Source organism: Winogradskyella damuponensis (genome assembly GCF_039538385.1).
GTDB classification, from domain to species: Bacteria; Bacteroidota; Bacteroidia; order Flavobacteriales; family Flavobacteriaceae; genus Winogradskyella; species Winogradskyella damuponensis.
In genome coordinates this window covers 383,833-405,045 of record NZ_BAABCB010000002.1, presented here as the reverse complement: position 1 = coordinate 405,045, position 21,213 = coordinate 383,833, and the positions used below count along the sequence as shown (strand labels likewise).

The following is a 21,213-nucleotide window of genomic DNA, read 5'->3' as shown; positions in this document are numbered from 1 at the left end:
TTTCTAATCGTAATTTCAACATCAAAAAGTTACGAAAAAAATACCAAATCACAAAAAAATAGTATATTTGCCGCTCGAAAGAGAAGCTTTCGTGTACATAACAATCATTTACAATAATATTAGAATGTATTTAGACCCAAAAGAAAAAGAAGCCATTTTTAAAAAACATGGCAAAAACGAAAAAGACACAGGTTCTGCAGAAGGGCAAATTGCTTTATTCACTTACAGAATCAATTACTTAACTGAGCACTTAAAAAACAATCGTAAAGATTTTAATACTGAGCGTTCATTAGTAAAGTTAGTAGGTAAGCGTCGTGCTTTATTAGATTACTTAACTAAGAAAGATATTTTAAGATATCGTGCGATAGTAAAAGAATTAGGATTAAGAAAATAATCTCAATAAAAAGACCACGCCTAACAGCGTGGTTTTTTGTTATATAACAACTCGGTTTTGGACGAGTATAAAAACCAAAATTGAAGAAGCTAGATCTTGAATCGACTTCAGGACTAACAGTTTTTCATTGGTCATACAACAACTACTACACAACAACACAACGACCATTGTTTAACATTATTCTAACGAGCAATAATGCGTTAGAATTAGAATTAAAAAATTTATGATTCCAAAGGTATTTAAAGAGGTCATTGACCTTGGTGATGGTAGAGAAATTTCTATCGAAACTGGAAAATTAGCAAAACAGGCACATGGTTCTGTTGTTGTTCAATCAGGAAAATGTATGTTATTATGTACAGTTGTTTCCAACTACGAGCAAAAAGATGTTAACTTTTTGCCATTAACAGTAGATTACAGAGAAAAATTTGCTGCTGCAGGCCGTTATCCAGGTGGTTTCTTTAAAAGAGAAGCAAGACCTAGTGATGGAGAAGTATTAACCATGCGTTTAGTGGATCGTGTTTTACGTCCGTTATTCCCAAAAGATTACCATTCTGAAACTCAGGTAATGATTCAATTAATGTCTCATGACCCAGAAGTAATGCCAGATGCAATGGCAGGTTTAGCAGCTTCGGCAGCTATTCAATTATCAGATTTCCCATTTGAATGCCCAATTTCTGAAGCTAGAGTTGGTCGTGTTAATGGAGAATTCATCATTAACCCAACATTTGCTCAATTAGAAGAGTCTGACATCGATATGATGATTGGAGCTTCTGCAGATTCTGTAATGATGGTAGAAGGTGAAATGGATGAAATTTCTGAAGAAGAAATGGCAGATGCTATTAAGTTTGCTCACGAAGCAATTAAAGTACAATGTGCTGCTCAAGTAAGATTAGCAGAAGCCTTTGGAAAGAAAGCAACTCGTGAATACGAACCAGAAAGAGAAGACAAAGATTTAGAGAAGAAAGTACATGACATGGCATACGATAAAGTATATGCTATTGCAAAAGCTGGATCTTCTAAGCACGAAAGAAGTGCTGCTTTTCAACAAATAAAAGAAGATATTATAGCTACATTTTCTGAAGAAGAATTAGCAGATTATGGTGGTTTAGTATCTGAGTATTACCGCAAAGCAGAAAAAGCGGCTATTAGAGATTTAACCTTAAACGAAGGCTTACGTTTAGATGGTCGTAAAACTGACGAAATCAGACCAATCTGGTGTGAGGTAGATTACTTACCATCAACACATGGTTCTGCAATCTTTACACGTGGAGAAACGCAAGCATTAGCTACAGTAACTTTAGGTACTTCTAGAGATGCAAACCAAATAGATATGCCTTCTCAAGAAGGTGAAGAGCGTTTCTATTTACACTATAACTTCCCTCCGTTTTGTACAGGTGAAGCAAGACCTATTCGTGGAACGTCTCGTAGAGAAGTTGGACATGGTAACTTAGCACAACGTGCGTTAAAAGGTATGGTGCCAGACGAGAGTCCTTACACTGTAAGAATAGTATCTGAAGTTTTAGAATCTAACGGTTCTTCTTCTATGGCAACTGTTTGTGCTGGTACAATGGCATTAATGGATGCTGGTGTACAAATGACAAAACCGGTTTCTGGTATTGCTATGGGATTAATTTCTGATGCCGATTCTGGAAAATACGCTGTATTATCTGATATCTTAGGAGATGAAGATCACCTTGGTGATATGGATTTTAAAGTAACAGGTACTGCAGATGGTATTACAGCTTGTCAAATGGACATTAAAGTAAAAGGTCTGTCTTACGAAATTCTTGTAAATGCACTAAAACAAGCTCGTAATGGTCGTTTACATATCTTAGAAAAATTAACAGATACCATTGCTACACCAAACGCAAATGTTAAAGAACATGCGCCTACAATGGTAACAAGACGTATTCCTAATGAATTCATTGGAGCTTTAATTGGTCCTGGTGGAAAAGTAATTCAGGAAATGCAAAAAGAAACTGAGACAACTATCGTTATTAACGAAGACCCAGTGACTGAAGAAGGTATTGTTGAAATTTTAGGAGTTGGTAAAAAAGGTATCGATGCTGTAATGGCAAAAATTGATGCTATTTTATTTAAGCCTGAAGTTGGTAGCATTTACGAAGTAAAAGTAATTAAGATGTTAGATTTTGGTGCTGTAGTAGAATATACAGCTGCACCAGGAAACGAAGTATTATTACACGTATCTGAATTAGCTTGGGAACGTACAGAAAATGTATCTGATGTGGTAAACATGGGAGATGTTTTTGATGTTAAATACTTCGGTATCGATTCTAGAACACGTAAAGAAAAAGTATCTCGTAAGGCAATCTTACCAAAACCTGAAGGTTATGTAGCAAGACCACCAAGAGATGACAAACGTTCTGGTGGACGTGATAATAACAGAGGAAGAGATAATCGTGGACGTGATAACAGACGTGATGATCGCAAACCTAGAGAAGATAAGAAAGAAGATTAATTTCTAATTTCTTTTTATATAAATTAAACCTGTCAAGTTTTTAAGCCTGACAGGTTTTTTTATGCGCTCTATTTTGGTTATTTCAGAAATACCAAATGCAATAGTATAATCAACTAGGCTTGTTTATCATTAGACTATAAAATACCCATTATCAGGTATAGGAGTAACTATTTTGCTTATTTAATTTTAAACACTATGAATTGTAAAGCCACAATTATGAAAATTAAAATATTTTTTATCGCAATAATGAGTTACGTTTTCTTGCTATGTAGTTGTAGTAAAAATACTAATGATGGAAATCCCAATTGTGAAGCCCCTCTTACAATTACAACATCTGTATTCCCTTTAGGTACTGGTGTAATTAATTATAGAGATGAAGCTTACTGCTTTGGAGATTCGCTTTTATGTACCGCAGTTCCAAATTTAAATTATGAATTTTTTGAATGGGAATTAGGCAGCAAATCTCCTCATTCGCCTCCCGGAAACTCCGCATACTTTTATATTTATGATGAAGAAAGTTCTCATATTAGTGCAAAGTTTAGAGCAATAGACAATTCATTTATTAGTTCTAGTCTAAATTTCCCCGAAAGCTTTACTTGTGATACGGATAGGTATCCAGCATGTCAAGTAAGAGTCGAAAGGTATTATGTTTCAATCGGAATGACTGGAGTTTACGCAACTGGTCCACAAGTTATTGTCGGAGTGTTAGGTGATGGTATGCATACAGGCATGACCTACCAATTAGAAGACGGTTTGGTGTCGGTTTCTTATGATCCAGATACATCAGTTAATTATGATGAATATGACGACGCATGGTGGGCTTATAATGTAGATTTTGGGTCGTTTACAGTAAATTATATAAGCCCTGAAACAAATACCGTAGAAATAACATTTAATAATGTGTACCTTGAGAATTTGGACGACGAAGGAGAGTATTTATCTGGAACCATTAGTGCTCAAGGACTTATACCTATTGATTAAGCGTATTATTGTTAGATTTACATAAGTAATTGCTTAAGCCAACAGTTTTAGTTGTAATGTTAAATAAAACTCAAAAAAAATCTAAACTGTAATATTAAACGTACATCTGTTTTAATCATCTCATCAACAAAACAAGATATATGGCTTCAAAAGACACCTTCTCAAAAACAATAATATCAACTTCAAAAAGCACTACTAAAAAACTATCCAAAAATTTCAACCTGTTTCTCAACAGCAAATCAAAAACAGAAAACACTAATAACAAAATTGTCCTTTTTAGTACATTTTTACTCATGCTTTTAGGCATCTATTTTTTATCTGTTTTTTATGGCGACTTTGAACAATTCAACGCCGATAAAATGAGCAGCACTATTGGATATACATTTATAATCTTAGCCACTACCCTCTTAGCCTTTAAAGCCTTATTTTTTATTTATAAGGCCTATAATTATTACAAATACAAACCTATTGCCTCTGTTTCAGACAAAGAATTACCAACTTGTACTGTAATTGTTCCAGCATATAACGAAGGCAAACAAGTGTATGATACATTAATAAGTTTAGACAATAGCAACTATCCCAAACATAAACTACAAATTATATCTATTGACGATGGTAGTAAGGACGACACCTGGGATTGGATGCTAGATGCTAAAAAGAAATTAGGAGATCGTTTAGAAATATACCAACAACCCAAAAACCAAGGAAAACGTCATGCACTTTACCGTGGATTTAATTTAGGAACAGGTGATGTATATGTTACCGTAGATAGCGATTCTATTGTTACTGAAGACACACTGAGAAATTTAGTCAGCCCTTTTATTAAAGACGAAAATTGTGGAGCTGTTGCTGGTAATATTAGAGTTTTAAACAACAAAAAGGAAATGTTACCTAAAATGCTAGATGTTAGCTTTGTTTTAAGTTTTGAATTTGTGCGTTCTGCAGAAAGTAACTTAAATTCTGTACTCTGTACTCCTGGAGCCTTAGCTGCTTACAGAAGCACTGCTGTGCATAACTGTTTACCACAGTGGATCAATCAAACGTTTATGGGACAACCATCAGACATTGGAGAAGACAGAGCGATGACCAATATGATTTTAAAACAAGGTAAACACGTTTTGTTTCAAAAAAATGCAGTGGCTTATACCAATGTCCCTGAAGAATATATCGGTTTGTATAAAATGTTTATCCGTTGGGGACGAAGTAATGTTAGAGAAAACCTAGAAATGGCTAAATATGTATTTACAAACTTTAGAGCCAAAGGAAAATCTGCTACACGAATTTTATTTATTAGCCAATTTGTAAAAATACTTATGAGCTATCCTTTATTAATCTCTATGCTGTTCTTCGTTTTAGTACATCCTTTATTATTTTTAGGCTCTACCCTAGTTAGTATTTTAGTGGTTTCAACTTTTTCTGTACTATTTTTTACTAGCCAATATAAAACCACGCAAGGATTTTGGGCTTACTCGTATAGCATTTTATTCACCTTTGCTTTATTCTGGATTACACCTTATGCTATTGCAACAGCAAATAGAAGAGGTTGGTTAACACGTGGCTTAGCCGAACAGAAGTAAAAAAACTTTTTACACAACATATATAAACCTATCAAAATAAAACTTGATAGGTTTTTTTTATACAAATCACTCAATTTGTCACCGACAGGCTGTCAGTTTTATAGGTTTAGTAAAATTTTAAGATTTTCATTTCCACAAGTATACCACTCATAAGTTTACAGTTTCTCAATGATTAACACAAATATGTTAAGATTCCATAATTCTTAAAATCAATCTTTCTTTTTGGCACTTCCGTACAGTCCTTGTGGTAATTAAGGTGAATTAATTTAATAAAAAAATGAAAGTATTAGTAATTGGAGCTGGTAATATGGGTTTAACATATTCTGAAGGTATGGCAGAATCGCCATTACTTAATAAGCATAAACTGAGAATATATGATACCGATCCAAAAAAAATAGAAACCTTACGCCAAGATTCAAGATTTAACGTTTTTGACAATCTAGAGGATTGCTTACCAAAAGCAGATATTGTCTTTATTGCTGTAAAACCGTATCACAGTGATGGTTTATTTGAAAAAATGAAACCCATGATAAATCACAGTCAAATCTTTGTGTCCTTAATGGCAGGAGTCACTATTGAAACCATTCAGCAAAAATTAGACGCAAAAAAAGTCATTAGAACCATGCCTAATTTACCCGCACAAGTTGGTAAAGGTGTCACCTCTTACACAGAATCTAAAGACGTTTCCAAAGTAGAACTAATCATGGTAAGAAACCTTTTAGACACTACAGGAACATCCATTCATGTTAACACGGAAAAGTTTATTGACGCCTCTACAGGAATTTCAGGAAGCGGCCCTGCTTATGTGTTCTATTTTATGCAATCCATGTTAGAAGCAGCTTTAAAAATGGGCTTTTCGGATTACGATTCCAAAGTCTTAGTAAGCAGTACGTTTGAAGGAGCCATAGAACTCTTCAATCAAAACAATATATCGCCAAAATCATGGATAGCTAAAGTCGCTTCAAAAGGAGGCACAACTCAAGCAGCCATTGATTCTATGGAAGACAATAATGTAAAACAATTAATACAAGATGCAGCCTATGCAGCATTTGATCGTGCTGTAGAATTAGGCAAAGACAAATAAAATATGAATAACAATATAAAACGTGTGGTCGTCAAAGTAGGTACCAACGTATTAACAAACAAAGACAATAGAATATTAGGACCAGTACTTAGAGAATTGGTAAGGCAAATTGCCGTTTTATACGAAGAAGACATCATGGTTATTTTAGTCTCCTCCGGCTCTGCAATTGCAGGTATGGAAGTTTTGGGCGACACTGACATCAAGGATAAATCGGTAAGAAGACAAGTCTATTCTGCTGTTGGCCAGCCTAGGATGATGCGTCATTATTATAGCATTTTCCATGATTACGGCATGCGTTGTGCTCAAATTTTAGCCACAAAACGCGATTTTGATGCTGGAAAACACAGGCAAAATATGATTAACTGTTATGAAGGCTTATTGTCCGAAGGCGTCATTCCTATTGCCAACGAAGACGATGCCGTATCCTTAACCATGTCTATGTTTTCAGACAATGACGAGCTCGCAAGCTTAGTTGCCGAACTTTTAGATGCCGACCGATTAATCATTTTGTCCGATACAGACGGACTCTACACAGGACATCCAGACGACGAAGATTCTATTAGATTACACGAAGTTAAAACCAATCAGAATGTCGAACAATATGTTCAGGCTTCTGATAAAAAAGAAGGAGAAGGCCGTGGCGGAATGGCCTCAAAATTAAAAATAGCCAAAGGCACTGCAAATAAAGACATCCCAACTTACATCGCCAATGGTAAACGCGAAAATGTAATCATAGATATTATTAATAATAAAGCAGTAGGCACAAAATTTATTAGTGCTTAAAATAAACCCCTCAATTATAAAAATTTAAAAAATGAAACTATTACAAACACGTATAAAAAACAAAGTCCTCAAATCAATGATAAGGATTTTAGGACACGAAAGACATGCCATTATCGAAGCCAATAAAAAGGATTTAGAGGCTTTTCAAAAAGAAGACCAAGCCCTTTATGAGCGTTTAATTGTAAATGATAAAAAGGTAGATGAAATGATTACTGCGGTTGAAGCCGTTATGAATCAGGAAGATCCTGTTGGACAAGAACTATCTAATCGTACACTAAAAAACGGCTTAAATATAGTAAACACTACAGCTCCTTTTGGTACCATTCTTATTATTTACGAATCGCGACCAGACGTTACTATTGAAGCAGCCGTTTTAGCCTTTAAAGCCAATAATAAAATTTTATTAAAAGGTGGTAAAGAAGCCCTAAACAGCAATCTTATTTTAGAAAAATGCTGGCACCAAGCTTTAGAAGAAAATGGCTTGTCTAAAGAATGGATTAAGCTATTGCATTTAAAACGTGAAGAAACCCAAGAATTTCTTAAAAACCCAACCGAACCCTTAGATTTAATTGTTCCTCGTGGTGGTGAGCGTTTAATCAATTTTGTAAAAACACATGCCACTTGCGCCGTTTTAGTTAGTGGACGCGGCAATAACTTCTTGTATGTTTCTGAACATGCCGATTGGAGCAAAGCTGTAAATGTGATTATTAATGCTAAAACAGATAAAATTTCGGGCTGTAATGCTTTAGACAAAGTATTAATCAATAAAAACCTTCCAGAATACGAAACCAAACTAAAAATGCTTCAAGAAAAATTAGAACAACATCATGTTGAAATTCTAGTCGATGATAAGGTCTCAAGCATTTTACCTCAAAAAGAAACGGTTTCGAATAGTGAAATTTGGCACGAAGAATTTCTAGCTCTAAAACTTCTCATCGGAGAGGTAGATACTTTAGAAGAAGCTATTGATCTTATTAACACCTATTCTGGAAAACATTCGGCTGCTATTATTACGGAACACACAGACGAAGCCATGGAATTTATGCACAATGTTGATAGTGCTGCAGTATATCATAATGCCTCTACCAGATTTACAGATGGTGGACAAATGGGTGTTGGCGCAGAACTCGCTATTAGTACAGACAAACTACACCATAGAGGACCTTTGGGCCTAAACCAATTGGTAACGAATAAATATTACGTGTATGGAAATGGACAGGTTAGGATTTAGAGTTAGGGATTAGGAGATAGGTGTTAGATTTTGGGGAATTAGAGAGTCTTGAGCCAACAGCCAAAACCAAGAGCTAACAACATGCTTTTCAAAGTTTTAACCAAAATAATTAGGGTGTCTCAATAAAATTTGGTATACTATAAGTTATGATAACACAAGACAAAGAGAAGTACGCAAATGAGTTAAATCAGTCCATTTCCTATCTGCAAAATTTAGGCTATTCTAATATCAAGGCCGATATTGAAGGTTATGAAACCCCAAAGTCGTATTTAAAAAGGGGAAGTACAATTGAAGTTACACCAGATATCGTCGCAGAAAAAGAAGGCCGTAAACACATCTTCGATTTAAGTTTAAAATCTAAAAAACCAAGATTGTTAAAATCCAAATGGCTATTTTTAAATACATTAAGCCAATTAAAATCGTATCGTTTTAGATTAATAACAACGAGAGGACATTTTAAATTTACAAACCAAATTGTAGAAGACATTCATTTGGACTCCATTAAACTCATTAAAATTTAAGAGACTGTATCTTATAAGCTAAATGCCACTATAAGATACAGTCTTTTTATTATAATGTTTTAGCAACTTGTTCTACAGCTGCAATGGTTGCATTTAAATCTTCATAGGTTAAAGCATCTGTAATAAACCAAGTTTCAAAAGCACTTGGTGCAATATAAATGCCCGCATTTAGCATGCCGTGGAAGAACGTTTTAAACGTCTCATTATTTCCTTTGGCAGCCGAATCAAAATCTACCACAGCTCCTTCTGCAAAGTGAACAGAAATCATAGAGCCAATGCTATTTATAGTATGTGTTACTCCATTTTTATTTAAAGCATCAGCAATACCATTATGAAGATATTTCGTTTTTTCTTCTAACCTATTCATCAAGCCTGTATCTGCATTAACAGCTTTAAGCATTGCTAATCCTGCAGCCATAGCTAATGGATTTCCACTTAGCGTACCTGCCTGGTATACGGAACCTAATGGCGCTAAGTAATTCATAATTTCATTCCGTGCCGCAAATGCTCCAACAGGCAATCCGCCTCCAACAACTTTACCAAAACACACAATATCGGCTTTAATACCTTTTAGCTCTTGCACTCCACCTTTAGCCAATCTAAAACCAGTCATTACCTCATCAAAAATTAATAAGATATGATGAGCATCGCATAGATGTCTTAAACCTTCTAAAAATCCATCTACTGGAGGAATACACCCCATATTACCGGCAACAGGCTCTATTATAATAGCTGCAATTTCATTGGTATTAGCTTCAACAAGTTCCTTTACGTTTTCAAGATCATTATACCGCGCTAACAAGGTATCTTTTGCCGTTCCTTGGGTTACTCCAGGACTATTAGGTGTTCCAAAAGTAACAGCACCACTACCTGCTGCTATTAAAAAGGAATCACTATGACCATGATAACACCCCGCAAACTTTATAATTTTATCTTTTTTGGTAAATCCTCTTGCTAATCTTATAGCACTCATACAAGCTTCTGTACCAGAATTCACAAAACGAATTTTATCAATATTTGGCACCATAGATACAGCTAATTCTGCTATTTCTGTTTCAATAGCTGTAGGCATTCCAAAAGATGTTCCCAATTTTGTCTTTTCTATAACAGCATCAACAACTGGTGGAAATGCATGACCAAGCAACATTGGTCCCCAAGAATTAATATAATCGATAAAACGGTTGCCATCTTCATCATAAACATAAGCACCTTTAGCAGATTTTGCAAAAATTGGTGTACCACCAACAGCATTAAAAGCTCTAACGGGTGAATTTACTCCTCCCGGAATCACCTCTTGCGCTTCTTTAAACAAAGCGCTACTTCTTTGATATAACATAACTTAATTAGGAATAATAAGTTCTTGACCAATAGTTAGGTCATTTGATTTTAATTTATTTTGAGACTTTATAGCCTCAACAGTAGTTTTATAAAGTCTTGAAAGCGAATACAAGGTATCGCCTTTTGTAACAGTATGCTTTTTTATGGCAGACGTCTTCCTACCTTCAATAATTGTTATAGATTTTCGTTTGGTCTGAGCAGTCGTTGCACCACTAAGCACCTCATCATCATACTTATGCAGCTGGTAACGTTCTATTAAACTGATTAGTTTTTGAGGATATTTTCTATCTGTAGCATAACCTGCAGCCCTTAATCCTTTTGCCCAACCTTTATAATCATTTGGTCGTAATTTAAACAAACTCGCATAGCGACTTCGGCCTGTTAAAAATTTAGAATGATCTTCATAAGACATTTCTGCCTTGGTATATTTTCTAAAACATTCTTGCGAACGGTCATCATCATGGTAAATTTTGGCTCCCTTCCACCCATGGCATTTTATACCAAAGTGATTGTTTGCCTCTACAGCTAAACGCCCTCTACCTACACCAGATTCTAAAATACCTTGCGCAAGTGTAATACTAGCTGGTATTTTATGGTGTCGCATATTGTCTTTAGCAATCGCTGCATAAATAGCAATATAAGCATCTACAGTACTTGGTGCTTTATTGGTTGTTGTATTAGGGGTTACGGTTGGCTTTTTGGTCTCTACCTTATCATTTTTAACAACAACCGTTTTATTAGTACTATCATTTTTTCGTTTTGTAACAATACCTTTTTTAGGACCACAACTCATTGCAGACACTACAATTAATACAATTATATATCTAAACTTCATGTGCTTGCTAGTATTGTTTTATATGTTTGTTTCATTTTCATAGCTCTATTAGGGGCTGGTTTTTTCGTTTCAATATTTGATTAATACCAGTTATACCTTGTAAACCTCCGGTATGAATGGCTAATATTTTTGACTCTTTTTGAAAAAATCCTTGGTCAATTAAATCAAATATACCAAATAGCATTTTACCTGTATAAATAGGATCTAACGGAATATGATAAGCCTTCTTAAATTGATTTATAAACGCAATTAATTCGGGCTTTATTTTACCATAACCACCAAAATGATACGCTGTTATCAGTTCCCAATTGTCTTGATTTGCAAATTTACGAATATCTTGTTGTAAAAAATCACCTTTTAACGCAGGAAAACCTAATATTTTCTGATGTGATTCTGACGCATTAATAAGTCCCGAAATTGTACCACCTGTACCTACCGCACAACAAATATAATCGTACACATTATCTGTAGCTTGTAAAATGTCTTCGCAACCTTTAACCGCTAAATCATTAGTACCTCCTTCTGGTAAAAGGTAGAAGTTTCCAAACCTACTTTTTAATCCGTCAATAAAATCGTCATCATTTTTCTGCCTATAGTGAGCTCTCGAAACAAATTCTAAATGCATCCCACAGGTTTTAGCAAATTGTAAGGTGGGATTTAATGGACTTTTTAAAGCTAACTCCTCTCCTCTTATAACACCAACCGTTTTAAACCCATACATGTTTCCCGCATATGCAACAGCGGCAATATGATTTGAAAACGCACCACCAAAGGTTAATAAAGAAGTGGCATTTATCCTTTTGGCTTCATCAATATTATAGGTCAATTTACGGTACTTATTGCCCGAAATAAAAGGGTGAATTAAATCTTCACGCTTTATAGTTATTAACAAATTCTTAAACCTTATATCTTGATGATGAACAGACGGAATTTCCAAATCTTTTTTTTACAAAAATAGGCAACTCCTTTTAATTTAAGTGTTTTTCAAATTTGTAAGAAAATATATTAAAAATGCAGATAATCGGTGTTTTTAATCGTTTTATCGGTAAAAAATTATTTTTTATCCTTTTTTTTTCCTACACTTGTCCTCGGATTTAAAATCAATTAGTCCTATTTAACCCTAGATTAAGCTAATTATTAATATCAATTAAACGGTATTCTTAACGCTAAAACCTACTAATTATGAACAATAATTTTCGTTCTCCGTTATCTCAATTACTTATCAATTTTAGAATAAGTAATTGCAAAACATTAAGCGTTGTCTTTTTTGCAATAGTTCTTTTAACAAGTCATTCTGCTACGGCCCAATTACCCGTAACTTACGATTTTGAATCGGGCTTTCAAGGTTGGACAAGTAATGGTAATGATTCTGGATTATGGTACAGTGGTACCTGGTCTTGTGACGGAAATAGGTCTATATATTCAAAAGATGATGACACGAGCAGAAACCGAATGACCTCCCCACAACTCGATTTAACAGGATATTCTAGTGTTACAATTTCTTTCTGTCACAAATCTTCCAATTTAGGAAATAATAAAGGGTTTAGAATACAATACTATAACGGCTCTAACTGGACAACAATACAAACATTTGAATTAGGCACTGATTTTTTCAATCAAGGTACGTCAAATGCTCATAACCTTTCAGCAACCATCACAAACGCTTCGTATACATTTAATTCAAATTCAAGGTTTAGATTTACAGGAACTGGAATATACAATGGTCATTATAACTTTTTCGACGACGTTACCATCACAGGCGTAAATTCTACACCATGTACACAACCTACTAACCAACCTACTAACCTTACATTTAGCAATGTTTTAGATACCTCTATGGACTTTAGCTTTACTCCTGCAACAAGTTCGCCAGATGGCTATTTGGTGGTTTATAACACCACAGGAGTAACTCCTCCTGTAGCAGACGGCTCTACTTATACTGTAGGCGCAACCTATGGCGACCATACGGTTGTAAGCGATAATACAAACACCACTTTTACACTAACAGGATTAAACAATAACACCACATACTATGTTTATGTGTTTTCGTATAATTCATTATGTTCAGGTGGCCCAAATTATTTAAACAGCTCGCCTCTTAACGGTAATGAAACCACTTTAAACTATTGTATTCCTAACGGCACAAATTCATCGTATTATATCGATGATTTTTCAACCTCAGGAGGTGTAACTAATATTACCAACAATAATTCTGGGTATTCTACAAACGGTTACGGAAATTTCACCAACTTATCTGTTAGTCAATATCGTGGCGCTACAGTCAATTTTTATGGTAACTTTACAGATGGCTCATGGCAGTATGATGGTTTTGGAGTTGGTATATGGGTCGATTTTAACAATGATGGAGATTTTAACGATGCCGGAGAAACCGTTTTTAATAATGGGTACTACGATCCTATAAATAGCAGTTTTACCATTCCTGAAAGCACAACTCCTGGCGACTACCAAATGAGAATTGTTATAAATTGGAATACCGGCAACCCAAGTTGGTGTTCTAGCAGTTTTATAGGAGAAGCCGAAGACTATACACTAACCGTATTAGACATTGTAACCTGTACTCCTTCTGATGGCCTTGGCACAACATCCTTGGCTTGTCCTTCTGTAAATGCAGGTGGACTAGGATTATCTGGTGCAGATCCAGACCCTATTAATTGCTCGGTAGGAAACAACACCACAACATTAGAAGCTACTTACCTAGACTTAGGAGATACCTCTACTTACAATGTAGAATCTATTCCTTATGCTCCTCCGTTTCAATTTAGCTGTCTAGAAAATCCTGTGAGTGTTAACGATGACGACGTTTGGTCTCCAGAAATTGATTTACCTTTCGATTTTTGTTTCTTTGGCAATACTTACGACTCTTGTGTGATTGGCTCTAACGGTGTTATCTCTTTTGATAGTAGCTTAGCTAGTGGCCCTACAGGCTGGAGAACCATTTACAACATACCTACTTACCAAAATGCATCTGGCTACTATTATGGGCCTTCAATACATGGAGTGCATCACGATGTAGATCCGAGTGTAGGCGGCGAAATAGGCTACCAATTAATTACTCTAGATACAGGATGTAGAGCTTTAGTTGCTGCCTGGAGCGATGTACCAATGTACGATGATAACTCTTTATTATATACAGGAATGATTGTATTCTATGAAGATACTAACATTATTGAAGTCTATGTTAAAGAAAAAAGAACGCTAAATGCATGGAACGATGGTAACGCCACTATTGGACTACAAGCCAACGGCACTACTGCTGTAGTAGCACCAAACAGAAATGCAAGAGATGCTAATTGGGTAGCCTTTGACGAAGCTTGGAGATTTGTACCTGCTGGTCCTTCTATTACAACGCTTAAATGGTACAAAGATGCTATCTCACCTGCCAATGAAATTGATGACCCAGATAACGATGGTATTATTACCGTAACTCCAACAGAAACCACAACCTACTACTCTGAAGTAACTTACGACCTTTGTTCTGGTTCTTCAATCGTAGAAATTGATACAGCTACAATTACCTTAACAGGAGATAAAGTTTGGGACGGCTCTGAAAGCTCAGATTGGAACAACCCTAACAACTGGACTCCTGCTGGTGTACCTGTGATTACAGACTGTATTGTAATTCCTGTTACCGCAAACGACCCTGTTATTACTGGTGTGGTAGATGGAACCGGTTTTAATATGGAAATTGAAGATGGTGCCACACTAATACAACAACCTAATTCGTCTTTAACTATTGAAGATAAAATTACCATAGATACTAATGCCGATTACGAACTAAAAGACAGCGCCAGCCTTATACAAATTACAGATGTGGCTACCAACCAAAATGTAGGTACTGCCAAAGTGCAACGCGAAGTTAACGGATTAACCAATTTTGATTATGTCTATTGGTCTACTCCTGTAGAAGCTTTTGATGTAGGAGATGTGTCGCCAAGCACACCTAATTATGGTATTTTTGAATGGCTTCCAACCGTAGATAACGGCAGTCCTGGAAAACATGGCGAATGGAGCTACGCTTCGGGCAATATGACCTTAGGAAAAGGCTATGCCATTAGAGATTTAGAAGGGACTGCTATTGCCAATACAGCTCAATTTGAAGGCAAATTAAACAACGGACAAATTACACATTACATCACTAGAGGTACCTACAACGGCCTACCTTACCAAGGTAACGGAAATACCGCTACAGCCGAAGATGATAACTGGAATTTAATAGGAAACCCATACCCTTCTGCTATTTCTTTAAACGATTTTACAACCGCAAACCCTTATATAGATGGTACACTCTATTTTTGGAGACACACCGCTCCTCCAAGTACTTTTGTAGGCGATCCGTTTTATACAGGTTTTCTATATAATTACTCAGAAAACGATTATTTAAGTGCCAACAGCTTAGGCTCTACACCTCCTGGTTTTAACGGTTATATTGCCGCAGGTCAAGGTTTCTTTGTGCAACTTCTTAATTCTTCACCAAGACCAAGTCCTGTAGTGTTTAACAATACCATGAGAGGAACTTATGCTAACGATGGCTTCTATAGAAGTGCCAATCTAAACGCAGACAACACCAGCAATACAAACCAAAAACATCGTATTTGGTTAGATTTAATTGACAGCAATAATTCCGCTTTATCACTATTAGTAGGTTATGCCGCGGGTGCCACAGATGCTATAGATAGATTATATGATGGCCATTTACTAAACGATTCTAACTATCAGTTTTATTCTACACTCAATACGCCTGAAAAAACGAATAAACTGGCTATTCATGGTAAAGCCTTACCTTTTGAAGAGACAGACACCATTCCTTTAGGATTTCAAACTCCTACACAAGGACAATATACCATTGCACTTAATACGGTTGATGGTCTATTTGAAACCACAGAACAAGACATTTATCTTGAAGACAAAGTGCTAGACATTATACACGATTTAAAAACAAGTCCGTATAGTTTTACTACAGATTTAGGCACTTTTGAAGACCGTTTTGTCTTAAGATTTAATACCGATGACAGCCTAAGTGTTACAGACCTAGATGCCAATGCCAATTTAGATATTAGAACCTTAGCTAATACGATTGTAGCCACGGCGACTAAGAGTTTAATTAAAACCTTTGAGTTGCACGATATTACAGGCCGCTTAATACATAAAAAGCTTAATATCACAGCAGCAGATTACAGCTACCCTACTCAAAACTTAAGTCGTGGGACCTATATTGTAACTGTGTCGCTTGCCAATGGCACAACAGCATCTAAAAAGCTTATCATCTAAACCTTAAAATACCATTACAAACAGACCGAGATCTTAACATTACAACCGTTAAGATCTTTCTGTTTTTATACCCTTTTTTAGAGCCGTTTTTCACGGCTTTTTTTTAAGTGTTTTTTTCACGGCTTTTTCATGCTTTTTTTAGGGCATTTTTAAGCCTAAATTAAAGCCGTCCCAAAAGGCCTTCAACCCTAATAATTAGTGCTTAAACGACTATATTTTTTTTATAAAAAACTACGTTTTCACAAAAAACCAAAGCTATTCACAATTAAACACTACAAAAACCTCACTTTCATCCGCTAATTTTTAGGTTTTATCGATAATATATTGAAATATACCTCCTAAAACATAGAATAGCTTTAATTTAACTCCTTAACAGTAAGGTAACACTACGGTGTTTATAATATAATATACATCTGTTTTTTACCTGCTTAATATGTATAAATAGTTTTTGAAACCCAAGTTGAAAAAACAAAGGAGGTCTTAGCATAGACCACCTTATTTTAACCCTACATTAAAACATAGAATACATGCTTAAAAAATTACTTTTTGCTATTGCATTAACTACTTATGGTGTAATAAGCGCACAAACCGTACTTATAGACCCTAACGTCGAAGGTGGTTTTGAATCTGGAGCTGATTTTACAGCTAATGGCTGGGATAATATTGGATTCCCCGGTTTTAATATTTGGACAACAGATACAGGAGTCTCAGGCTATACAGGAAACAGAGCCGCTTATATTACAAACGGCGCAGGGACTCCACCTCCTTATGCTTATAGTGGTGCTCAAGATTTTATTAAACCTAATTTTCATAGAGACGTGACTTTTGATGCTTCAGAAAGCCACATAAGCCTAAGTTTTGATTGGAAAGAAGAAGGCGGTACCCTTTTAAAGGTATGGATAGTCCCTACAGCCGTAGGAAATGCTCCTACAGGTATAATCCCTTCAGCAACTAACATCCTTTTAGGGACTTATACAGGATCTACAAGTTGGACCAGCGAAACCATTACCATTCCTAGTAGCTATGCAGATAACGGCACCTACCGTTTGCTTTTTGAATGGACTAATGATGGTAGTGCTCCTACTGCAGCACCTGCAGCTATAGACAATATTAGTTTGGTTACCAACTGTGTGCCATCAGGTTCATCGACATCACATTGGATTCAAAATTTCACAACCGCTGTACTAGGAAGTCCATTTAATATTACAGATATAAATCCAGCATGGGTAGCACCAGGTTACGAAGATAATTCTGCCACAGATTTTGTAGAACAATTTCCTGGTGGCAAAGTCGATTTTACCGTTATTTTTGGTAGCGGAGGCACCAATGGCTTTAATATTTGGGTAGATTGGGATGGCGATGGCGATTTTTTAAGTGCACCCAACGAAAAAGTGTTTGCCACAGGAATTTTAACCCCAAGTTTTGTTTCTGGTTTTCAAATTCCTTCTACTATTCCGCCTGGCACCTATACCATGCGTATTAGATCCGATTTCAATAATGCCGACCCAGCACCATGTGGCTATATCCAATATGGAGAGTCTAAAGATTACAGCCTTATTATCTCAGACATTAACTGTTTAGATAATCCTTCAAACATTGCCATTAGTGCTATAGATTATACCACAGCAACGGTAACTTGGGATCCCGCATCTCTGGCTCCGGCTAATGGTTATGAGTATTTTGTTACTGAAAATCCAAATCCTATTATATACAACCAAACACCAACAGGAACTTCGGCTACAACTTCAGTAAACCTAACAGGCTTGTCTGCAGATACCACCTATTATATTTGGGTACGATCGGTTTGTGGTACGGCTTGGGGAGAAGAAGGCGAATGGCAAGGTTCTGCAACCTTTGATACGCTTGTTAATCCGCCAACAACAACCAATGTGTCTATTTGTCCTGGAGATCCTTCAGATGTATTAACCGCAGATGCGGCTTGTGTAAGTGGATCTATTATTTCCTCCATTATTGGTTCTACATCACCTTCGTCACCGTTTGCTAATGTTTTAGATTGGGGTATAACAAGTGCGGAGCTCTGTTTATTTAATACGTCTTATAGTCAACAAGCCTATAGCACCTTTGAATTTGAGGTAGATGAGGCAGACACCTATGTATTCACCATAGACGGCGATTTAACAGATTTTGACTCTATGGGTTATATCGTTCACGGTGGTTTTACACCTGGTAATTGTAGTGGTGGTGGCACTTATGTTGCAGGAGATGATGATTCTGGTCCTGCTTTATGGGCAGCTGAGATAACAGCAGACCTTGTTCCTGGTATCACTTATACTTTAGTTACTACAACTAGTGGTTGGACTCCACAAGTTGATGGGGCATTCCATTGGGATATTTCTAGTTCTGGTACCGGCTCCGTATTAGATCCAAATGCATTAGCTGGTGATATAGAATGGTACACTAGCGCAAGTGGTGGTACACCTATTTTTACAGGTACAGATTTTGACCCTGTTGCCGAAGGAGAAATAACAGGAACCACACCTGGTGTATATTCTTATTGGGCGGCATGCTCATCGTCTCCTGACGTAAGAACTCGTGCCGATTTTAATGTTGGTAAAGCTTGGACTGGAGCTATAGATTCTAATTGGAACACTCCAGGAAACTGGTCGCCAAGTGGTGTGCCAACATATTCGGATTGTGTAACTATTACGGCTGCAGGATTCAGTCCTATTATAGATGGCATAACAGCGGGTGAAGGTTTCGGATTAATTATTGAGAATGGAGCCACACTTACACAACAACCCAATTCTATATTAACCATTACAGATGCTATAAACGTTAAAGCAGGCGGAACATATACCATGTTAGATAGTGCGAGTCTATTTCAAGATACGGATGCAGCCAATACGGTTAATGGTACATTTAATATGCAACGTACAGCAACTATAAGCGAGGACGATTATGTGTATTGGTCATCGCCAGTTGACAATTTCCTTATTCAAAATGTATCTCCAGGTACAACCGATTATAACTATGAGTGGCTTCCTACAGTGAACCAAGGAAACACACCACCACCTGTCATCCCTATGCTATTTGGAGAATGGCAAAGCTATAATACTGGTGCTATGGATGTAGGAAAAGGTTATATTGTAAAAGGCCCTGTAGGTCATGGATCTACAGATGCGCCGTTTACTGCAACATTTTCTGGTACGCCTAATAATGGGACTATAATTCAACCTATTACAAGAGGAACATATCAAGGAGTAGGTTACACCTATAACCCCTACTCAAATGACATCCTTACTATTACTGCTGATGATGACAATTGGAATCTAATAGGAAATCCGTATCCTTCGGCCTTGAGTATTGAAGATTTCTTAACAGGTAATAGTACTATCGATGGTAACGTTTACCTCTGGACGCACGGTACAGATATTGGCGTAGGAAATACAGATTCATTTTATGATGATTTTACGTATAATTACAACACCGCTGATTATATCGCTATTAATTCTGTTGGTGTTTCAAGTCCAGTAGTCATTGACCACAAGTTTATTGGTGCAGGGCAAGGCTTCTTTGTGCTAATGAATGATACTGGCACTACTACCGAAAGTGTAACGTTTGAAAATTATATGAGACACACTGCTTCTTACAGAAACGACCAATTTTATAGAAGTGCAGATACAGATACCGATGCCGCAGAAGAAGACCTAGCAACTAAACATAGAATTTGGTTAGATTATATTAGTCCATCTGGTAGCACCAATACCACATTAATTGGTTATGCTAATGGAGCTACAAATGATAGAGACCGTATGTATGATGCCAAAACCACTAGAGGCGAAGGCTTAAATTTCTATTCTATGATTGAAGAAGACGCCTATCTTATTCAAGGTCGCCAAACACCGTTTGTAGATACAGACACAGTGCCTTTGGGGCTTAATATTACAGAAGCAGGTATTCAAACCATAGCTATCAATACCGTTGACGGTTTATTTTTAGATACAGATCAAGACATTTATATTAAAGACCTTTTAACAGGAATTACGCATAATATTAGCAACGCGCCTTATACATTTACAAGCGAAACTGGTATTATAAACGATAGATTGGTTTTAACATACCGAGCTAACAACTTAAGTGTAGATGATTTTGAAAGTGTAAATGATGTTAAAGTTTATAAAGATAATACCAATATTGTTGTAAACGCTGCAAACGAAACCATGCAGTCTATTGAAGTTTACGATATGTTAGGCAGAACGCTTTTTAAAAACACAGCAATTAACCAAACGCAGTTTACTATTAATGCGCTTCAGCCTACTAATTCAACGTTATTCTTAAAAGTGAAATTAACTAACGGCGAACAAAGTATTGCTAAAATTATTTTTTAAAATACTTTATAACATTATAAGAAGGCCTTGTTTTTAAATATTCAAGGTCTTTTTCTTTGGCATAAGCTTCACGTTCAAAAGAGATATTTCTATAAGCCACATCCCAGTTTTTATACTGAATTAATCGCCATAAAAATTCAAAAACATACAATATAAAAAACGGAAGAATAAGTAATTCTAACTGTTGTTTAAGGTGAATTTTTTCATGATTAATGAGTACAGCATCGCCTTTTAAAGTTTTTGTCTTTAAAATCATAAAAGGAAATATGGTCATTCCAAGATAGCCTTTAGGCACTATATATTTTGAAATCAATATCATGGTTTATTCGTTTCAAAAATCAATCCAAATTAC

General features: G+C 36.0%; 14 protein-coding genes. 10 read left to right on the top strand and 4 right to left on the bottom strand.

All coding sequences use genetic code 11. From position 1 onward, the window contains the following. The first annotated feature begins 124 nt into the window (after nt 1-124). From rpsO to ABD730_RS01845, 8 genes are all read left to right on the top strand, one after another. Nucleotides 125-394 (top strand): 30S ribosomal protein S15, encoded by a 270-nt coding sequence (gene rpsO / locus ABD730_RS01880; protein WP_215928972.1) that lies wholly within the window; start codon nt 125-127, stop codon nt 392-394. Between the two features lie 223 nt (nt 395-617). Then, the gene (locus ABD730_RS01875) at nt 618-2,873 is read left to right on the top strand and encodes a polyribonucleotide nucleotidyltransferase (RefSeq protein ID WP_334467623.1); all 2,256 of its coding nucleotides are present in this window, start codon (nt 618-620) and stop codon (nt 2,871-2,873) included. Nucleotides 2,874-3,089: 216 nt separating this feature from the next. After that, a complete protein-coding gene (locus ABD730_RS01870) occupies nt 3,090-3,854 on the top strand; it encodes a hypothetical protein (protein WP_344712161.1) in 765 nt (254 codons plus the stop codon). Nucleotides 3,855-3,994: 140 nt separating this feature from the next. Further along, the gene (locus ABD730_RS01865; protein ID WP_334467626.1) at nt 3,995-5,431 is read left to right on the top strand and encodes a glycosyltransferase family 2 protein; all 1,437 of its coding nucleotides are present in this window, start codon (nt 3,995-3,997) and stop codon (nt 5,429-5,431) included. A 277-nt stretch (nt 5,432-5,708) separates the two neighbouring features. Beyond that, nucleotides 5,709-6,515, top strand: a complete 807-nt coding sequence (gene proC, locus ABD730_RS01860) for a pyrroline-5-carboxylate reductase (protein WP_334467628.1) — start codon at nt 5,709-5,711, stop codon at nt 6,513-6,515. A 3-nt stretch (nt 6,516-6,518) separates the two neighbouring features. Next, a complete protein-coding gene (gene proB, locus ABD730_RS01855; RefSeq protein ID WP_334467629.1) occupies nt 6,519-7,298 on the top strand; it encodes a glutamate 5-kinase in 780 nt (259 codons plus the stop codon). Between the two features lie 31 nt (nt 7,299-7,329). Beyond that, nucleotides 7,330-8,529: a glutamate-5-semialdehyde dehydrogenase gene (locus ABD730_RS01850; RefSeq protein WP_344712158.1), complete on the top strand. Its 1,200-nt coding sequence runs from the start codon at nt 7,330-7,332 to the stop codon at nt 8,527-8,529. Nucleotides 8,530-8,675: 146 nt separating this feature from the next. Further along, nucleotides 8,676-9,050 carry a hypothetical protein gene (locus ABD730_RS01845; protein ID WP_344712156.1) on the top strand — a complete coding sequence of 125 codons (375 nt, stop codon included), beginning with the start codon at nt 8,676-8,678 and terminating at the stop codon, nt 9,048-9,050. A 49-nt stretch (nt 9,051-9,099) separates the two neighbouring features. On the opposite strand, the gene hemL is transcribed toward ABD730_RS01845, so the two are convergent. From hemL to ABD730_RS01830, 3 genes are read right to left on the bottom strand one after another with little or no spacing between them, the layout of a single operon-like run. Further along, entirely contained in the window at nt 9,100-10,386 is a 1,287-nt protein-coding gene (gene hemL / locus ABD730_RS01840; RefSeq protein WP_344712154.1) for a glutamate-1-semialdehyde 2,1-aminomutase, read from the bottom strand. Between the two features lie 3 nt (nt 10,387-10,389). Continuing rightward, nucleotides 10,390-11,223, bottom strand: coding sequence for a glucosaminidase domain-containing protein (locus tag ABD730_RS01835; protein WP_344712152.1), 834 nt, complete (start codon nt 11,221-11,223; stop codon nt 10,390-10,392). A 37-nt stretch (nt 11,224-11,260) separates the two neighbouring features. Further along, a complete protein-coding gene (locus ABD730_RS01830) occupies nt 11,261-12,160 on the bottom strand; it encodes a 1-aminocyclopropane-1-carboxylate deaminase/D-cysteine desulfhydrase (protein ID WP_425583495.1) in 900 nt (299 codons plus the stop codon). A 245-nt stretch (nt 12,161-12,405) separates the two neighbouring features. Between ABD730_RS01830 and ABD730_RS01825 the strand changes: the two genes are divergently transcribed. Together ABD730_RS01825 and ABD730_RS01820 are read left to right on the top strand one after the other, a co-directional pair. Beyond that, nucleotides 12,406-16,512 (top strand): GEVED domain-containing protein, encoded by a 4,107-nt coding sequence (locus ABD730_RS01825; RefSeq protein WP_344712150.1) that lies wholly within the window; start codon nt 12,406-12,408, stop codon nt 16,510-16,512. Nucleotides 16,513-17,039: 527 nt separating this feature from the next. Beyond that, entirely contained in the window at nt 17,040-20,861 is a 3,822-nt protein-coding gene (locus tag ABD730_RS01820) for a GEVED domain-containing protein (RefSeq protein WP_344712148.1), read from the top strand. On the opposite strand, the gene ABD730_RS01815 is transcribed toward ABD730_RS01820, so the two are convergent. Continuing rightward, the gene (locus tag ABD730_RS01815; RefSeq protein WP_344712146.1) at nt 20,851-21,180 is read right to left on the bottom strand and encodes a hypothetical protein; all 330 of its coding nucleotides are present in this window, start codon (nt 21,178-21,180) and stop codon (nt 20,851-20,853) included. The genes ABD730_RS01820 and ABD730_RS01815 overlap by 11 nt on opposite strands. Between the last annotated feature and the right edge of the window lie 33 nt (nt 21,181-21,213).